Below are 17,698 nucleotides of genomic sequence, written 5' to 3'. Positions count from 1 at the left end.
AATGTCGTACTGGGGCCGAATGTCAGGCACTGATCCTGACCCGGCCCGAAATCTCCCACTTGGCCGGCACCACCGAGAGGACCGCCATGCCTGACGTCGACCGCACCGTCCGCGCCGCCGACGACGCCTTCGAGGCGTGGGAACGGCACGGCCGCACCGGCCGGGCCGAGGTGCTCGACGCGATCGCCGACCGCCTCGAGGCCGCCCGGGCCGACCTCGTCCCCGTCGCCGAGCGGGAGACCGGCCTGGCCACCGCCCGCCTCGAAGGCGAGGTGGGACGGGCCGCCTACCAGTTCCGGCTGTTCGGCACCGTGCTGCGCGAGGGCTCGTACGTCGAGGCGACCATCGACCCGGCCGGTGACACCCCCCTGGGCCGCCGCCCCGACCTGCGCCGGATGCTGATCCCGCTCGGAGCGGTCGGTGTCTTCGGCGCCAGCAACTTCCCGTTCGCGTTCAGCGTCGCCGGCGGCGACACCGCCTCCGCCCTGGCCGCCGGCTGCCCGGTCGTGGTCAAGGCCCACCCGTCGCACCCGGAGACCAGCCGCCGGTCGTACGAGGTCATCCGCGCCGCGGTCGAGTCGGCCGGGCTGCCCGCCGGGGTGATCGGCCTCGTCGAGGGCCACCAGGCCGGCGTCGACCTGGTGAACCACCCGGACGTCACCGCGGTCGGCTTCACCGGCTCGATCGCCGGTGGCCGGGCCCTGGCCGACCTCGCCGCCGCCCGCCCCCGGCCGATCCCCTTCTACGGCGAACTCGGCAGCCTCAACCCGCTGGTCGTCTCGCCCGGCGCCGCGGCCGCCGACCCGACCGGCATCGCCACCGGCTACGTCAACTCGGTCACCGGCAGCCTCGGCCAGCTCTGCACCAAGCCGGGCCTGCTCTTCGTGCCCGCCGGCCCGGACGGCGACAAGCTGCGCACGGCGGTCGCCGACGCCATCGCCACCACCGGCCCCGGCCGCCCGCTCAACAGCGCGATCAAGGACGCGTACGTCCGCGAGACCGGCCGGCGCCGCGACGACGCCCGGCTGACCCTGCTGGGCGAGGGCGCGACCGCCGGCCCCGACGAGGCCAGCCCGGCACTGTTCACCGTCGCCGCCGCCGACCTCACCGGGGACCTGCTGGAGGAGTGCTTCGGCCCCACCGCCCTGGTGATCGGCTACGACAACGTCGACGAGCTGGTCGACGCGCTGCGCCGGCTCGACGGGCAACTGACCGCCACCCTGCACGTCACCGCCGACGAGGCGGCGCTGCGCGACCGGCTGCACGACGTGGTGCGCCGCCGCGCCGGCCGGCTGCTCTTCGGCGGCTTCCCCACCGGCCTCGCGGTCGCCTGGGCGACCCACCACGGTGGACCGTACCCCTCGACCACCCTGAGTGGACACACCTCGGTCGGTGCCACCGCGATCCGGCGCTGGCTGCGGCCGGTCAGCTACCAGGACGCGCCGGCGGACCTCCTGCCGGCCGAGCTGCGCGACGGAAACCCGACCGGCATCCCGCGCCGGATCGACGGGACACTGACCATTTGAGACACGACGGCACGGCCGGCCCACCCGGGCCGACCGGCCGCCGGGCGGGCCCGGCCCGCCGTACGACGAGCGTCGGCGACGAGGCCGACGGCCCATGACACCATTGCACCGAAGGAGACGAGCGTGGAAGACCGGAAGCCTTGGCACGGCGTCCTCGTGGCGACGCCGACCCCGCTGCGTGCCGACCTGACGGTCGACTACGACAGCTACGCCGAGCACGTGAAATGGCTGGCCGACAACGGCTGCCACGGGGTGTGCCCGAACGGGTCCCTGGGTGAATACCAGGTCCTCACCGACGAGGAGCGGGCGCGGATGGTCCAGGTGGCGGTCGAAGCCGCGCCGGAGGGCTTCACCGTCATGCCCGGCGTCGGCGCGTACGGCGCCCGCGAGGCCCGCGCCTGGGCCGAGCAGGCCGCCGAGGCCGGTGCGCAGGTGGTGATGGCGCTGCCGCCGAACTCCTACCGGGGCGACGACCGGGCGGTCATCGAGCACTACCGCGAGGTGGCCAAGGCCGGGCTGCCGGTGTCGGCGTACAACAACCCGCTCGACACGAAGATCGACCTGCGGCCGGAACTGCTCGCCGAGCTGTACAACGAGGGCCTCATCGTCGGCGTCAAGGAGTTCACCGGCGAGGCCCGGCGGGCCTACCAGATCACCGAACTGGCGCCCGGCCTCGACGTGCTGATCGGCTCCGACGACTCGGTGCTCGAGGTGGGGCTGGCCGGGGCCAAGGGCTGGGTCTCCGGCTACCCGAGCGCCTTCCCGCGCGCCTGCGTCGAGCTGTACGAGGCGACGCTGCGGCACGACCTGTCGGTGGCCCTGCCGCTCTACCGCGACCTGCACGCGTTGCTGCGGTGGGACTTCCACACCGAGTTCGTCCAGGCGATCAAGCTGTCCATGGACGTCGTCGGCCGGTACGGTGGCCCGTGCCGCCCGCCGCGCCAGCCGCTGCTGCCCCGCGACGAGGCGGAGATCCGCGAGCTCACCGAGCGGGCCGCCGCCAAGTACGCCTGACACGGCGGGGAAAGAGGTTCCGATGCGGTCGAAGCGGGTGTTCCACGCGGTGGACTCCCACACCGAGGGGATGCCGACCAGGGTCATCACCGGCGGCGTGGGCACCCTGCCCGGCGCGACGATGTTCGAGCGCCGCCAGTGGTTCCTGGCCAACGCCGACAACATCAGGAAGCTGCTGATGTTCGAGCCGCGTGGGCACTCGGCGATGAGCGGCGCGATCCTCCAGCCGCCGACGCGGCCGGACGCCGACTGGGGCGTGCTCTACATCGAGGTCTCCGGGTGCCTGCCGATGTGCGGGCACGGCACGATCGGGGTGGCGACCGTTCTGGTGGAGACCGGCATGGTGGAGGTGACCGAGCCGGTCACCACGATCCGGCTCGACACCCCGGCCGGGCTCGTCGTGGCCGAGGTCGCCACCACCGACGGCGTCGCCGAGTCGGTGACGATCCGCAACGTGCCGTCGTACACCGACCGCCTGGACGCTCAGGTCACCGTGCCGGGCTTCGGCACGGTGACCTACGACCTGGCGTACGGCGGGAACTTCTACGCCATCCTGGAAGCCGAGCAGTTGGGGCTGAAGGTCGATCCGGCGCAGCAGCAGGAACTGCTCACCGCCGGACTGGCCATCATGGATGCCATCAACGAGCAGGACCGGCCGGTCCATCCGGAGAACGCCGAGATCAACGTCTGCCACCACGTGCAGCTGGTCGCCGCCGGTTCGACCGCGCGGCACTCCCGGCACGCCATGGCGATCCACCCGGGCTGGTTCGACCGGTCGCCTTGTGGCACCGGCACGTCGGCCCGGATGGCACAGTTGCACTCGCGTGGTGAACTGGGGCCCGGCGACGAGTTCGTCAACCAGTCGCTGATCGGAAGCCGGTTCATCGGCCGGATCATCGGCGAGACGACGGTGGCCGACCGTCCCGCGATCCTGCCCACCGTCACCGGCCGGGCCTGGATCACCGGAACCGCGCAGTACTTCCTCGACCCGAGGGACCCCTTCCCGGAGGGTTTCCTTCTCTAGGATTGGCAACCAGCGGTCCCGCGGGCTCTCCGGCCCGGCACGCATGCCGCACGACGACTAGCGAGAGACGACACAGATGGCCGACTCCTCAAAGTTGACTCTTCCGACCTTCGCCCGGCGGATGAGCCTGCGCGAGAAAGTGGCCGACGCACTTCGGGGTGCGATCGTGTCGGGCGAGATGAAGCCGGGCGAGCTGTATTCGGCGCCCGACCTGGCCGAGCGGTTCGGGGTCTCGGCGACCCCGGTCCGCGAGGCCATGCTCGATCTCGTCAAGCAGGGGCTGGTCAATCCGGTACGCAACAAGGGCTTCCAGGTGACGGCGGTGTCCGAGGCCGACCTCGACCACATCACCCGGATCCGGGAGCTGCTCGAGCCGCCGGCGGCCGGCGAGGCGTGCGGGCACATCACCCCGGAGTTGCTGACGACGTTGCAGTCACTGGCCGGCGACATCGTCGCGGCGGCGGCCGAGGGCGACCTGATCCGGTACATCGGGGCCGACCACGAGTTCCACCGGCGCCTGCTGGGCGCCGGTGGCAACCACCGGCTGGTCCGGATCGTGGAGGACCTGCGGTCGCAGAGCCGCCTCTACGGGCTGGCCAGCCTGGCCGAAGCCGGACAACTGGTCCGTAACGCTCTCGAGCACGTGCAGATGTGCGACCTGATCCAGGCCGGCAAGGCCAGCGATCTGGAAGACCTGATGCGTACGCACATCGGCCGCGTCCGCCGCGAGTGGGCCGGCCGCCCCTCCTAAATCCCCACCCCCTCTCCCCCTCTCCCCCCACCCCTCTCCGTTCCGCGATCTTGCAGTTATCTCCCCCTTTTGCGCACTTTGTCGGGCGACAAGTGCAAGATCGCGGGGAAAGGATGCCGCATGGCGTCCACCGTTCTGATCAACGCCCGGGTCCTCGACGTGACCACGGGCGACTACCGCAGCGGCAGCCGCGTCGTCCTCACCGACGGCCGGATCACCGAGATCGGCCCGAACGCCACCGCCGAGGGCGCCGAGACGATCGACGTCGGCGACCGGGTCGTCATGCCCGGCCTCCTCGACGCCCACTTCCACCCGATGATCGCCTCGATGCACATCGGCTCGCTGCTCGACTGGCCGATGACGCTGCTCTCGCAGTACGCCCGGCGGGCCCTGGAGGACGCGCTGGCCCGGGGCTTCACCACCGTACGGGACCCCTGCGGCAGCGACCGCGGCCTGGCCCGGGCGGTCGAACTCGGCCTGATCCGCGGCCCCCGCATGTTCGTCTCCGGCCGCGCGCTGTCGCAGACCGGCGGGCACGGCGACGAGTGGCCGTCGGACATCGGCTGCCCCGGTCACCACCACAGCCCGTTCTCCCGGATCGCCGACGGCGTCGACGAGGTCCGCAAGGCGGCCCGCGACGAACTCAAGCGCGGCGCCGACCACATCAAGATCATGGCGTCCGGCGGCATCTCGTCCCCGACCGACGAGATCTGGACCCTGCAGTACACCGAGGCGGAGATGGCCGCCGCCGTCGAGGAGGCCCGGGCCCGGCGGGCGTACGTGCTCGCCCACGCCTACACGGCCGACTCGGTGGCCCGCGCCGTACGCGCCGGGGTCCGCTCGATCGAGCACGGCAACCTCATCGACGCCGACACCGCCGCCCTGATGGCGCAGCACCGGACGTTCCTGGTGCCGACGCTGGTCGCGTACGAGAAGATCTTCGAACTCGGTGAAGAGCTGGGCATGCCGGAGAACCAGCGGCGCAAGGTCGTCGACGTCATCGACGCCGGCCTCGACGCGGTCAACCTGGCCGCCGACGCCGGCGTACGGATCGGGTTCGGCACCGACCTGCTCGGCCCGGCCCAGGTGCACCAGAGCCGGGAGTTCGGCATCCGGGCCAAGGCGCAGGAGCCGATCGACGTCATCCGGTCGGCCACCGTCGTCAACGCCGACCTGTTCGGCATCGCCGACCGGGTGGGGCTGGTCGAGCCCGGCTTCGACGCCGACCTGATCGTCGTCGACGGCGACCCGCTCGCCGACGCGGCCGTGCTGTCGCACCCGGAGACGGTGCGCCTGGTGATGCGCGCGGGCGAGGTCATGGCCGGCGGGCTGTAGACCGGACGACGAAAGGGCGCCCCCGGTGGAACCGGGGGCGCCCTTCGTGGTGATGGTGGTGGTTACTTCTCGACGCGGCAGTTCGCCGTCGCCTTCTTGGTCGGGTCGCTCTCCGAGGTGGCGGTGAGCTTCACGACGCCGGCCGACACCGCGGCGTCGGTGGCGCCCACCCAGACCTTGGTCTTGACCGTCTTGCCGAACTTCGCCGTGACGACCTCGGTCGGCATGTCGACCCGCCAGCCCTTGCCGATGACCTGGGCCGACAGCCGGTAGACGTCCGACTGCAGGTAGGCGCCGACGTTCTCCGGGTGCGCCTGGCCGCCGGCGACGTACGTGCCGGTGTTGGTCACCTCGAAGGTGCAGGTCGCGCCCCGCTTGGTCGGGTTGCCCGCGACGGTGGCGTTCTTGCCGACCTTCACGCCGCGCACGCTGTTGCCGGCGCCGTCGAGCGAGCGGACCGCCAGGGTGTACGTCAGCACGCCGTCCGCGTCCGTCTTCTTGTTGATGACGTAGAAGTGCAGCCGGTTGGCCTGGTCGACGTACTCGTACTCGCTGCCGGAGTTGGTGCCGGCCTTGAACAGCGCGTCGTTGAGCTGCCGGTAGTCGGCGATCGTCCGCTTGACCGGCGTGCCGTCCGGCTTGTAGTAGTCGACCATGTTGATGTCCTGCGGGTTGGCGTCGACCACCCAGGTGAAGCAGGTGTAGCCGCAGGTGTTGCTCTCGGCCGTCTTGTTCTTCGCGATCATGACGCCGTTGTCCGGCGTGAACGAGTCGGAACCGATCCGCTGGATGGTCTCCAGCGTGTAGTGGTCGTACACCGACTGGCCGGCGCACAGCGGGTCGGCGTTCATGTCACAGGCCGGGGTGTTGTCCCGGTTCATGCTGATCCGTACGCCCTGGACGTCCTTCGCGCCGGGCACCGCGGTGCGGGCCTTGACGTCGATGACCGCGACACCGGTCGTGGCCAGCGCCTCCCGGGAGAGCCGGACGACCTGGTCCTCGTCGATGTGGCCCAGCTTCAGCTTGCTGCGCAGGGTCTGCCCGGCCGGCATCGCCGCGCCCTGGGCCGCCGGCACCACCCACCGGGCGTGCGGGCCGCCCGGACCGTTGAACGAACCACGGTCCATCTGGTCCCACGGACCCGAGCCGACCCGCCGGTACGGCGTGACGTACGGGTTGTTGTTGTTGTCGGCGATGCCGAACGTGTGCGCGATCTCGTGCGTGATCGTGCCGGAGCTCTCACCCTGGCGCATGCTCGACGAGCCCCACTGCTGGGCGCCGGCCTTCCACGAGGTCCACGGCACGTAGCGGCTGACGACCCAGTTCGGCAGGTTGGGGTCCGGCGGGCCCCAGGCGTCCGGGACGTCCTCCTTGTTCTGGAACATCATCTCGCCGAACTCCTGCCACACCGACGTCTCGTCGTAGCCGGCGTAGATGCGCAGGACGAGGTCGAACTGCGAGCGGATGTCCTGGCCGGCGTCGGCGCGCCACAGCGTGTCGGCGTCGGTCTCGAACCGGCCGTTGCAGGTGAAGCCGGACGGGCAACCGGACTGGTTCTGGCCGATGTCGTTGAGGCCGTACTCGAACTGGTTGCGCGGCATCCGGTACGGCCCGAACGGCGTGAACTCCACGCCGACCCGGCCACCGGTCTGCTCCATCCAGTACTTGTTGACGGTGTGCCCGCGGTTGATCTCGTTCGGGGTGCCCCAGAAGTCCGTGTAGAACTGCGGAACGTCCTCGCGCGCCACCGGGTTGACCTGCGGGTTGCGGAACGCGTCGGTGCCACGCCGCTGGGTGATGACGAACGGCTGGTCGGCGTAGTCGACGGCGACCAGGGCGATCTTCAGCTTGCGCTGGGTCGGCTGCCGGTTCGGGTCGCCCCAGTCGACGCCCGGGACGGGCTGGTAGTCGTCCCAGGTCATGTCTTCCTGGTCCTGCCAGTTCTGCGGGTCGATCGCCGAGAACGGCCCGCCGCCCGACGTGTCGGCCTGCGCCGGCCCGGCGGTGAGACCCGCGAGCATGACCGCCGCGGCCGCGGCGGCGACCGCGGTGAACACCTTCCTGTGCCGGAACACCGGCCTTCTGGCTCTATTCGCCATCAACAGCACCTTCCTGATACTGGACACACCGAACGCGGGCGGCGGGGGTCGACGCCGGAACGGCTGTTCGGCCGGCGGACCGTCGTACGGGCGACGGGTCGGCCGTACGGGGGCGCGACCGGCGGGCCACCGAAGGCCCGCTTCGATCACGAACGGTAGGGAACGGGCGAGCGGCAGGTCTTCGGACAAGTGCCGAAAGCCCGCCCGCGCGTGGAGAACTTCTGTCGAGATCCGCTTCGATACCGTCCGGCGACCGACCGAATGCCGTACCGCGACGGTCGTACCGTCCGACAGATGAACGAACCCGGCCGGGCCACCGTCCACAAGTCCGCGCCAAGCACCGGTTAAGTCGGCCACCGGACCGTAGGGGTGACCCGAGACCGTACGACACCCGGAGCAAGCCCATGACCGCCGACCGCCCGAACCTGGTCGCCTTCCGGATCGTCCACCGCGCCATGCGCGGGGACGCCCGCCGCCTCGCCGACACCGTCGAACGCATCGCCCGCGGCGCGAGCCCGTGCGACGCCGCCCGCGCGCGGGCCATCGCCGGATACGTCGACACGCTGTGCGACGGCATCCACCACCACCACGCCAACGAGGACCGGCTGCTGTGGCCGGTGCTGGAACGCAGCGCCGGCGCCGAGGTCGACCTGACCGCCCTCTCCGACGACCACTCCCACCTCGACCCGCTGCTCGACCAGGTGCGGGCCGGGGCGCGGGCGCTGGCCGCGGCACCGGGCGACCGGCCGGCGGCCGGCCGGCTCGCCACCCTGCTCGGCACGCTGCGCGACCTGCTCGACGAGCACATCGAGGACGAGGAACGGACGATCTTCCCGATCATCGACCGGTACGTGTCCGGCGCCGACTGGCGCGCCGTCGAGGACCAGATCCGAAAGGGCTCCCAGATCCGGTTCGACCTGCCCCGGATGGAACGCTTCGCGGCCCCGGACGAACTCGCCGAGCTGTACCGGATGGCCGGCCCGGGTCTGCGGATCATGGTCGCGCTGGTGCGCCCCGGCTACCGCCGCCGGGAACGGCTCATCTTCGGCTGAGCGGGGCGATCGCGGCCGCGGCGGTGGCGGCCTGCTCGGCCCAGTGGTCGGCGCCGAGCCGGGTCGCCAGCTCACCGGCCGCAGCGAAGTGCTCGGCCGCCCGCTCCGGCCGGCCGAGCAGCACCGCCAGCTCGCCGAGGGCGTGGTCGACGGGCCCACCGGTGACCGAGCCGCTGGACAGCCCGGCCAGCCGGCCGGCCCACGGCAGCAGCGCGGTGTAGCAGTCGTCGGCGACGGCCTGGTCCGCGAAGGCGACCGCCACCTGGGCCCGGAGCCCCGTCCAGAGCAGCCAGTAGTAGTCCTCGCGTACCGGCAGGTCCGGACGCCACACCGCGCGGGCCTCGGCGGGCCGACCGGCGGCGAGCAGCGCGCCGGCCATCAGGTCGTGGGTGTACTGGGGGACTTGGGCGTACAGGGGCGCCAGCTCCGGCAGCGACTGCTCGACCCGGCCGGCGGCGAGCCGGGTGAAATACCGCGCCGCCACGCCGACCGCGAGGGCGTTCGGTACGCCGGCCCGGTCGAGCCGTTCGGCGGTCTCGGTGAAGCCGCGTTCGGCCTCGTCGAACGCGCCGGCGACCAGCGCCCGCAGCGCGTCGAACAGCGACATCACGGCGAGCGTCGGGCCGAGCTGGCCGAGGGTGGAGGAGCGGATCGCCTGGTCGACGTGCCGGCCGGCGACGGCCAGTTCACAGTTGTCCAGCGCGACCTGGAACAGGATGTGGTGCGCCTGCGACTCGTAGCCGGGCAGGCCGGCGGCACGGGCGACCTCGAGCAGTTCGGCACCGAGCGCCGGCAGCCGGTGGAACCGGCGGGGCGCCAGGTCGACGAAGTACCGCGCGTTCAGCGCGACGCACAGCGCCGCCAGGTCGCCGACCGCCCGCGCCAGCCGCAGGGCCTCCGTCGACGCCTGGTCGGCCCGGTCCGGGTCGTCGCCCTCGATCTCGAAGACCAGGGCGCTCAACAGTCGGCTCCGTAGCACGTCGAATCGGGCCGGCAGGGCCGCCAGGGTCCGCTCGATCGTGGCCACGAGGTCGACGTCGACCGCGCGGGCCTCGCGGATCGTCCAGGTCACCGGGGCGTCCATGGCCACCAGGGCCCGGGCGGTGGCGACGGGGTCGGCCAGTGGGCGCGCCGCCGCCACCGCCCGCTGCCGGGTGGCGCGGGCCCCCCGCGAGTCGGCACACCGGGACTGCGCGGACGCCAACCCGCACAACAGGTCGACCCGGGTCGCCGGGTCCGCGTCGGCGACCTGGTCCAGCGCGGCCAGTGCCCCGGCCCACAGCTCCGCCGCCTCGAGGTGGGCGTTGATGCCGGCGGCCCGCCGGGCGGCCCCGGCGGCGTACCCGACGGCCCGGTCCACCGCCGTGGGCCCGGCGGCGAGCGCATGGTACGCGAGCGCGGCCAGGTCATCCGGCCGCTGCTGCTCCAATGTAGACAGCACCCGGCCGTGCATCCGGGTCCGCCGCAACCGGGGCGTGTCCTCGTAGAGCGCGTCCCGGATCAACGCGTGCGTGAACCGCACCCGGCCCGGTGCCGGCTCGACCAGCAACCCGGTCAGCACGCCCGCCTCCAGGCCGTCGAACACCGTGTCCTCACCGGCCGGGTCGGCCGCCAGCAACACGTCCACGTCGACGTCCCGACCGATCACGGCCGCGCCGCGCAGCACCGTCACCGCACTCGCCGGCAGCCGCGAGATCCGCCGCCGCAGCACGTTACGGATGCCCGACGGGATCACCTGCACGGCGGCGGCCGGCCCCTCGGCGACGATCAGCCGGGCGGTCTCGCAGACGAACAACGGGTTGCCGCCGGTGCGCTCGGTCACCGCCCGTACCGTTTCCGGGTCGACGGCGGCACCGACGTACCGGCGCAGCAGCCGGCCGACGGACGCCTCGTCCAGGCCGCCGAGGTCCAGGACGTCGGACCGGGGCCCGGCCAGCGCCGCCAGCGTGGCATCGAGGTCGGCGTGGAACTCCGCCGGCCGGTAGGTGCCGACCACCAGCATCGGAACGGTCGTCTGCTCGGCGGCGACCATCCGCAGCACCTGCAGCGTCTCGCAGTCGGCCCGGTGCACGTCGTCGAGCAGCACCAGCAGCGGTCCCCTCGCCGCGACCTCGGCCAGGTAGGCGCCGACGGCACGGGCCAGCCAGAACTGGCCACCGCCCGGCGGGCCGTCGCCCAGCAGCGGCGCCAGCCGGTCGGCCAGCCGGTCACCGATCGGGTGGCTCCGGCTCAGCCCCCGCACCACCTCGCTCCACGCCCACGCGGGCGGGGCGCCGCCCTCCACCTCGGGACACCGCCCGACGGCCACCTGCCAGCCGCGGTCACGGAGCCGGCTACCGACCGCCTCGACCAGCGCGGTCTTGCCCGCCCCCGCCTCACCGCCCACCCACCGGACCCGTAACCCGCCGGTGGCGGCCTGGTCGCCGGCCGCCAGCAACGCGGCCAACTCGACGTCCCGCCCGTCAAGTTCCCCGACCGTACGGCCGACCGGCACACCGCCCCGGGCCGGCGGCTCGGCCGGCGGCAGGGCCGGTGCCGGCCCGGCCAGATGCGGCGCCTGCGCCAGGACGTCGGTCTCCAGGGCGCGTAGCGCCGGGCCGGGGTCCACCCCCAACTCGTCGACGAGCCGCTGCCGGGTGCGGCGCAGCAGCCCGAGCGCGTCGCCCTGCCGGCCCGCCCGGTACAGGGCCAGGGCCAGCAGCCGGACCCCCTCCTCGCGCAGCGGGTGCTCCTGGACGTGCGCGTCGAGGGCCGGCACGACCTGCAGGTGCCGTCCCCGGTCCAGCGCCGCCTGCGCGCGCAACTCGACCGCGCCGGCCCGCAACTCGTCGAGCCGGTTCGCCTCGCCGGCCGCCCACGGGTCGTCGACGAACTCGGCGTACGCCGGTCCGGTCCACAGCCCGAGCGCGGCGTCGACCAGCTCCTCGACCCGGTCCGGCCGGTGCTCGGCCCGGGCCTGGCCGGCGTCGGCGAGCAGGGATTCGAACCGCCAGGCGTCGACGTCGTCCGGTTCGAGACGCAGCGCGTACCCGGGGGCGACGCTGACCAGGACGCCGGCCGGGGTACGCGGCGGCCGGTCCGGCTCCAGCAGCCGTCGCAGGTGCGACACGTAGACCTGGAGCGCGGCGAGCGCCTTCGGTGGCGGCTCACCGCGCCACAGGTCGTCGATGAGCCGGTCGGTGGAGACGACGTGGCCGCCGGCCCGGACCAGCCGGGCCAGCACCGCCCGTTGCCGGGGACCTCCCGGATCCACCGCCGTCCCGCCGACCGTCACGTGTAGCGGGCCGAGCACTCCTACCCGCACCATGAGGCGCAGCATAGTCGCCGGCAGATGCCATGATCTCGATTGTCGAGGAGGCGACAGGAAGCCGCGGAGCGGTGTCCGGGAGCGTCGGATCGGAGGACGACGGATGCGACAGTTGGTGCGGTTCGGGATACAACAGGCGCTGAGCTGCGTCTTCGCCGTCGCGCTGTTCGGGATGCTCGCCGTCACCGAGGTCTGGACCACCCCGATCCCCCGGTACGACCTGCTGCTGATCGGTTGCCTGCTGCTGACCGCCGTACTGTGGCTGGCCCGCGTCGAGACGACCCGCGAGGTGCTGGTCATCGGAGTGTTCCACCTCGTCGGGCTGGCCCTGGAACTGTTCAAGGTCCGGGCCGGCTCGTGGGCGTACCCGGAGGACGCCTACACCAAGATCGGTGGCGTGCCGCTCTACAGCGGCTTCATGTACGCGGCCGTCGGCAGCTACATGTGCCAGGCCTGGCGTCGGCTCGACCTGGCGCTCACCGGCTACCGGCCGGTGCCGACCTCGATCGCGGCGGCCGGCGTCTACGCCAACTTCTTCACCCACCACTGGCTGCCCGACCTGCGCCTGCTCGGCGCGCTCGCACTGGTCGCGACGACGTGGCGGACCACGGTGTCGTACCGGGTCGGCACGGTGCGCTACCGGATGCCGCTCTCGGTCTCGTTCGTCCTCATCGGCCTGTTCCTGTGGCTGGCCGAGAACGCCGCCACGTTCCTCGGCGCCTGGCAGTACCCGGACCAGGGCGACATCTGGCGGATGGTGCACCTGTCGAAGTTCGGCTCGTGGGCGCTGCTGGTCAGCGTCAGCTTCGTGCTGGTGGCGTCGCTGAAGCGGCTGGACGCGCGAAGTCGGGGTGAGGCCGGCTCCGACTTCGACCGCCCGGCCCCGGCCCGGGGGCGGATCTTCCCGCAGCGCCGGGCCGGGGCGGGCACGGCGCGTCGTGACCGAAGGCCGGCCGACGTGTCTCAGGGCATCGGCAGCAACCGGAAGCCCTGACCCGCCACCTCCCGCTCGACGCCGCACAGCAGGTCGTCGATCTCCCGCTCGTACCAGGCGAGATCCTCCACCGCCTGGACGAACACCACCGCCATCGCCTGGTGCACCAGATCCGGGCTCAGCCCGGCGGGTGTCTCCGGCCGCCCTTCCAACGCGGCCCGTACGACGGCGAGCGCGGTGGCCTCGTCGAGCCGGGGGTCCGTCGCCAGTACGGCGACCCGGCGGGCGAAGACCGCGACGGCTTCCGCCGGCGGGTCCGGTGCGAACCGCCGGTCCAGGGCGGCCAGGGCAGCCGTTCTCCAGAAGGCCACCGCGGCCTCGGCGCTCGGTTCCTTCGGGAGGTCTCCCGGGCGCGCCGGGTCGAACATCGCCCCGGCCCTGAGGTCCTGGCCGAGAACCGTCCTCGGCGCACCCGGCCGGACGCCCGGGGCCGGCGTCAACCGCGATCCGTGCCCCGCTATGCGGCGTTCGCGGTCGACCCTCAGTTCGGCGGCGTGGACCAGCTCCGTCAACCCGGCCCCGGCCGCGAAGCGGGTCTGCGCGAGGCCGGTCAGCAGCGTGACGGCCCAGCCCTGGTCGCTGCCGAGCGCCGACCAGGCGGACAGGGCCGGCGCCCCGTTCTCCAGGGCGGCCACGACGAGTCGGGACGGCGTGTCGGGTCCGGGCCGCCGTCGCGCCCGGAAGGAAGCGAAGGATCTCGCCGGGCTGTGCAGCACCTCCCGTACGTACTTCTCGGCCCGGCCGTGGGTCGCGTCGCGCCCGAACGTGCGGCGCATCGCCACGATCCAGGCCTTGACCGCTACCTGACGCGACGGCCGGCGCAACGCCAGCGCGACATGGCCCGCAACGGTCGGCGCGGCCAGCAGCCGGTGCACCCTGCGGCCGGCAGCCGTCAACTCCCGCCGCTGTCCTGTCACGCCTACCACGCCGCCTCACGTCCCTGCCGCCGGCCGCCCGGCGGTCGTCGCGCCGGCCGGCGTCCCACCGGCCCGGTCGTCGGCGTCATTGTGCCCCAGGCCGCCCGCCACCGGCGTGCGCCGCCGCGCCGCCGGCCGTCGGGGCCGCCCTGTTCCGGCGCGAACCCCCAGCTTGTCGATGGCCTAACTGTCGGACCGCTCGGCTAGCCTCCAAGGCGTTCGGTGATCCGGGCCGGGCGGCACCTCGCCGGGCCCAGTCGGTCGCCGATGCGGACATTTGCGCCGGTGCGACAGCTCACCGGTCGGAACGGCGGCCGCTGGTCGGGCCGCGAGGCGAGAAGGGGCACCCGATGGAGAGTTCCGGCGAGGCCGTGAGCACGCTGGTCGACCACGTCGACCCGGTGGTCGACGCGGCCCGGGCCGAGCCGTTCGAGAGCCCGGAGCGCTACGCCGAGGTGATCGAGGAGATCCGGTCGGCGGCCGCCGCCTACTACGGCGGTTCGGACCTGGCGATGGACGACGCGACGTACGACGCGCTGATGGCCCGGGTGGCCGCGACCGAGGCGGCGTTCCCGCAGTGGAAGGCGACCGACTCGCCGACCGAGGTGGTGGCGGCCGGTGCGGCGGTCGTCGGCGACGTCGTGCACAGCTCGCCGATGCTCAGCCTCGACAACGTCTTCGACGAAGAGGGCCTGCGCAAGTGGGCGGCCCGCCTCGACAAGCTGCTCGGCCGGCCGGCCGGCGGCTACACGGTCGAGCCGAAGATCGACGGGCTGGCGATCGCCGCCCGCTACGTCGACGGGGTGCTGACCCAGGTCGCCACCCGCGGTGACGGGCGGGCCGGCGAGGACGTGACCGGACAGGCCCGGCGGGCCGCCGGCCTGCCGGAGCGGCTCGGCGAGCCGCTGACGCTGGAGGTCCGGGGCGAGGTCTTCATGACCGACGACGACTTCGCCAAGGCGCAGGTGATGCGGACCGGCACCGGGGAGCCGGCGTTCGCCCATCCGCGCAGCGCCGCGGCGGGCACGCTGCGGGCCCAGGACCGGACGTACGACGCTCCGCTGTCCTTCCTCGCCTACTCGGTGCACGGGCTCGACCTCGGGGAGCCGGTCGCGCACTCGGCCGCGATGGCGCACATGGAGAGTCTCGGGGTGGCGACCACGGCGGCGTCGCCGGTCGGTGCGGTCTGCGCCACGGTGGACGAGATCGTCGCCGCCGTCGAGGTGATCAACACCAAGCGGGGCGGCCTCGGTTACGGGGTCGACGGCGCGGTGATCAAGGCCGACCAGCCGGCCGACCGGGACGCGGCGGGCTCGTCGAGCCGGGCGCCGCGCTGGGGGGTGGCCTACAAGTTCCCGGCCGACACCCGCACCACCAAGCTGCTGCGCATCGACGTGCAGGTGGGCCGGACCGGGGTGATCACTCCGGTGGCCGTGCTCGAGGCGGTGCAGGTCGGCGGGGTCACGGTCACCTCGGCGACGCTGCACAACTTCGGCGATCTCGTACGCCGCAACGTGTGGCCCGGCGACACCGTGTTCGTCCGGCGGGCCGGCGACGTGATCCCGGAGATCACCGGCGCCAAGCTCGACGAGCGGCCGGCGGACGCGGTGGCGTTCGAGCCGCCGACGCACTGCCCGCGCTGCGGCGGCGAGATCGACCGTTCGCAGAAGCGGTGGCGGTGCACCCAGGGCCGGGCGTGCGGGGCGCGGGAGTCGCTGTCGTACTACGCCGCCCGCGACTCGATGGACATCGAGGGACTCGGCGACAAGATCATCGACCTGGTGGTGGCCGCCGACCTGGTCACCGACCCCGCCGACCTCTACGACCTCGACGTCGAGGCGCTGGTCAAGCTCGACCGGATGGGCGAGACGTCAGCCGGCAAGCTGGTCGCCAACATCGCCGCGTCGAAGTCGCAGCCGCTGTCGCGGGTGCTCACCGGCCTCGGCGTCCGGATGACCGGCCGGTCGATGTCGCGCCGGCTGGCCCGGCACTTCGGCACGATGGACGCGCTGACCGGGGCGAGCGTCGAGGACCTCCAGCAGGTCGAAGGGGTGGGTCCGGAGCGGGCGGTCACGATCCACGCCGAACTCGTCGACCTGGCGCCGGTGATCGCGAAGCTGCGCGAGCGCGGCGTCAACATGGCCGAGCCCGGGGTGAAGGAGTGGACGCCGGGCGCGGCCGAGGCCGCCGAGGAGGGCGACGCGACGGCCGACGCCGGTGCGCCGGTGCTGCCGCTGGGCAAGCCGGACGGCAAGCCGATGACGGTGGTGGTCACCGGGTCGGTGCCGGGCCTGACCCGCAACGAGGGCAACGAGGCCGTCGAACTGCTCGGCGGGAAGTCGTCGGGCTCGGTGTCGGCCCGCACCGACCTCGTCGTCGTCGGCGACGGTGCCGGCTCCAAGGCCGACAAGGCCGAGAGCCTCGGCGTCCGGATCATGCCGGCCGACCGGTTCGCGGAGTTGCTGGCCGCCCACCGGGCCGGCGACGCGGCGACCGTGGCCGAGATCCTGGCCGTGCCCTGACGGGCCGTACCACCCGCTGTCGAGCAGGTGCCGCGCCGCGAGCGGCGCGGCACCTGCTCGTTGACCGGTACCACCCGTTGATCGTCTGCGTTCCAGGCGTTCCCGGTCCGGCGTGTCGACTGCCGGAACAGCAGACGATCTTCCAGCCGCGTCGGACGGCAGCCGCCGTCCGACGGCAGCCGTCGCGTCAGGGGCCGGTCAGCCGCCCTCTTCGGTGTCGCGGCGGGAGACCCGGGATCCGGTCGGGTCGAGGAAGACATACCGGATGCTGGGGTGGACGTCGAGCAGCCGCCGCTCGGCCTCGTCGGCGGCGGCCTCGATCTCGGCGCCGGTCGCCACGTCGGCAAAGTCGATCTTCGCCGCGACCAGGATCTCATGCGGCCCGAGCTGCATCGTCAACAGGGTGGAGACCCGGTCGACGACCGGGATCGCGGAAAGCTCGGTGCTGATCGCCGACCGCAGCCGGCCCGGGGCGCTGTGCCCGACCAGCAGGGTGATGTTGCTACGGGCCAGGATGGTCGCCACGACCAGCAGCAGCAGCCCGATCGCGATCGACGCCACGCCGTCCCAGAGTTCGTTGCCGGTCGCCTGGGTCAGGCCGAGCCCCGCGGCCGCGAGGACCAGGCCGAGCAGCGCCGCGCTGTCCTCGAGGAAGACGGCCTTCACGGCGGTGTCGGCCGTACGGCTCAGGTAGCGGCGCATCGTGACGCCCCACGGCTTCGCGGCCCGGCGGACCTGGAGCGCGGCCCGGCCCAGCGAGATCGCCTCCAGGACGAAGGCGATGACCAGCACCAGGTAGCTGAGGGTGAAGTCGCTGGTCGGAGTGCCGCTGCGGATGCTGTTCACCCCGTGGGTGATGGCGAAGCCGGCGCCGCCGACGAAGGTGAAGACCGCGGCGAGGAACGCCCAGACGTAGCTCTCCTTGCCGTGCCCGAACGGGTGCCGGCTGTCCGCGCCCCGGGTGCCGCGCCGTACGGCGGTGTAGAGCAGGACCTCGGTGACGGTGTCGGCGAACGAGTGCGCCGCCTCCGACAGCATCGCCGCCGACCCGGAGACCAGCCCGGCGACCAGCTTCGCCACCGCCACCCCGAGATTCGCCAGGCCGGCGAGGATCACCGTACCGGCGCTCTCCGTCCCCTCCCCCGGCCGGGCCATCC

12 protein-coding genes are annotated in these 17,698 nt (G+C 73.1%); 8 read left to right on the top strand and 4 right to left on the bottom strand.

Features of this window, described 5'->3' with window-relative positions:
• Positions 1-59: 59 nt before the first annotated feature.
• From AB0I42_RS06260 to AB0I42_RS06240, 5 genes are all read left to right on the top strand, one after another.
• Positions 60-1,526 (top strand): aldehyde dehydrogenase (NADP(+)), encoded by a 1,467-nt coding sequence (locus tag AB0I42_RS06260; RefSeq protein WP_357534692.1) that lies wholly within the window; start codon positions 60-62, stop codon positions 1,524-1,526.
• 123 nt (positions 1,527-1,649) lie between these two features.
• Positions 1,650-2,540 carry a dihydrodipicolinate synthase family protein gene (locus AB0I42_RS06255; protein WP_357534690.1) on the top strand — a complete coding sequence of 297 codons (891 nt, stop codon included), beginning with the start codon at positions 1,650-1,652 and terminating at the stop codon, positions 2,538-2,540.
• 22 nt (positions 2,541-2,562) lie between these two features.
• Positions 2,563-3,564: a 4-hydroxyproline epimerase gene (locus AB0I42_RS06250; RefSeq protein ID WP_357534689.1), complete on the top strand. Its 1,002-nt coding sequence runs from the start codon at positions 2,563-2,565 to the stop codon at positions 3,562-3,564.
• Between the two features lie 76 nt (positions 3,565-3,640).
• Positions 3,641-4,315, top strand: coding sequence for a GntR family transcriptional regulator (locus AB0I42_RS06245; protein ID WP_357534687.1), 675 nt, complete (start codon positions 3,641-3,643; stop codon positions 4,313-4,315).
• Positions 4,316-4,435: 120 nt separating this feature from the next.
• Complete coding sequence (locus AB0I42_RS06240) at positions 4,436-5,650, top strand: amidohydrolase family protein (RefSeq protein WP_357534686.1); 1,215 nt, start codon at positions 4,436-4,438, stop codon at positions 5,648-5,650.
• A 62-nt stretch (positions 5,651-5,712) separates the two neighbouring features.
• Here the strand turns inward: AB0I42_RS06240 and AB0I42_RS06235 are convergent, their stop codons facing one another.
• Positions 5,713-7,725 (bottom strand): peptidase M6, encoded by a 2,013-nt coding sequence (locus AB0I42_RS06235; protein WP_357534684.1) that lies wholly within the window; start codon positions 7,723-7,725, stop codon positions 5,713-5,715.
• A gap of 428 nt (positions 7,726-8,153) precedes the next feature.
• Here AB0I42_RS06235 and AB0I42_RS06230 point away from each other — a divergent pair, with 428 nt between their 5' ends.
• Entirely contained in the window at positions 8,154-8,801 is a 648-nt protein-coding gene (locus AB0I42_RS06230; protein ID WP_357534683.1) for a hemerythrin domain-containing protein, read from the top strand.
• Here the strand turns inward: AB0I42_RS06230 and AB0I42_RS06225 are convergent.
• Positions 8,788-12,108 (bottom strand): BTAD domain-containing putative transcriptional regulator, encoded by a 3,321-nt coding sequence (locus tag AB0I42_RS06225; RefSeq protein WP_357534681.1) that lies wholly within the window; start codon positions 12,106-12,108, stop codon positions 8,788-8,790. The genes AB0I42_RS06230 and AB0I42_RS06225 overlap by 14 nt on opposite strands.
• Positions 12,109-12,211: 103 nt before the next feature.
• Between AB0I42_RS06225 and AB0I42_RS06220 the strand changes: the two genes are divergently transcribed.
• Positions 12,212-13,102: a DUF817 domain-containing protein gene (locus AB0I42_RS06220; protein WP_357534679.1), complete on the top strand. Its 891-nt coding sequence runs from the start codon at positions 12,212-12,214 to the stop codon at positions 13,100-13,102.
• Here the strand turns inward: AB0I42_RS06220 and AB0I42_RS06215 are convergent.
• On the bottom strand, positions 13,072-14,019 hold the full coding sequence (locus AB0I42_RS06215) for a hypothetical protein (RefSeq protein ID WP_357534677.1): 948 nt from the start codon (positions 14,017-14,019) through the stop codon (positions 13,072-13,074). The two genes, AB0I42_RS06220 and AB0I42_RS06215, sit on opposite strands and share 31 nt — an antisense overlap.
• A 350-nt stretch (positions 14,020-14,369) precedes the next feature.
• On the opposite strand from AB0I42_RS06215, the gene ligA reads away from it, so the two are divergent.
• Positions 14,370-16,541, top strand: coding sequence for an NAD-dependent DNA ligase LigA (gene ligA / locus AB0I42_RS06210; RefSeq protein WP_357534676.1), 2,172 nt, complete (start codon positions 14,370-14,372; stop codon positions 16,539-16,541).
• Between the two features lie 198 nt (positions 16,542-16,739).
• Here ligA and AB0I42_RS06205 read toward each other — a convergent pair whose 3' ends face one another.
• Entirely contained in the window at positions 16,740-17,696 is a 957-nt protein-coding gene (locus tag AB0I42_RS06205) for a cation diffusion facilitator family transporter (protein WP_357534674.1), read from the bottom strand.
• Between the last annotated feature and the right edge of the window lie 2 nt (positions 17,697-17,698).

The sequence above is a fragment of the Polymorphospora sp. NPDC050346 genome (assembly GCF_040655695.1).
Lineage (GTDB): Bacteria > Actinomycetota > Actinomycetes > Mycobacteriales > Micromonosporaceae > Polymorphospora > Polymorphospora lycopeni.
The sequence above is the reverse complement of the archived record's forward strand: the minus strand, read 5'-3'. Positions and strand labels throughout refer to the sequence as shown.

Coding starts and splice junctions, on each gene's coding strand:
- AB0I42_RS06220 (WP_357534679.1), top strand. CDS start 12,212: ATGCGACAGTTGGTGCGGTTCGGGATACAACAGGCGCTGAGCTGCGTC.
- AB0I42_RS06245 (WP_357534687.1), top strand. CDS start 3,641: ATGGCCGACTCCTCAAAGTTGACTCTTCCGACCTTCGCCCGGCGGATG.
- AB0I42_RS06225 (WP_357534681.1), bottom strand. CDS start 12,108: ATGGTGCGGGTAGGAGTGCTCGGCCCGCTACACGTGACGGTCGGCGGG.
- AB0I42_RS06205 (WP_357534674.1), bottom strand. CDS start 17,696: ATGGCCCGGCCGGGGGAGGGGACGGAGAGCGCCGGTACGGTGATCCTC.
- AB0I42_RS06250 (WP_357534689.1), top strand. CDS start 2,563: ATGCGGTCGAAGCGGGTGTTCCACGCGGTGGACTCCCACACCGAGGGG.
- AB0I42_RS06230 (WP_357534683.1), top strand. CDS start 8,154: ATGACCGCCGACCGCCCGAACCTGGTCGCCTTCCGGATCGTCCACCGC.
- AB0I42_RS06240 (WP_357534686.1), top strand. CDS start 4,436: ATGGCGTCCACCGTTCTGATCAACGCCCGGGTCCTCGACGTGACCACG.
- ligA (WP_357534676.1), top strand. CDS start 14,370: ATGGAGAGTTCCGGCGAGGCCGTGAGCACGCTGGTCGACCACGTCGAC.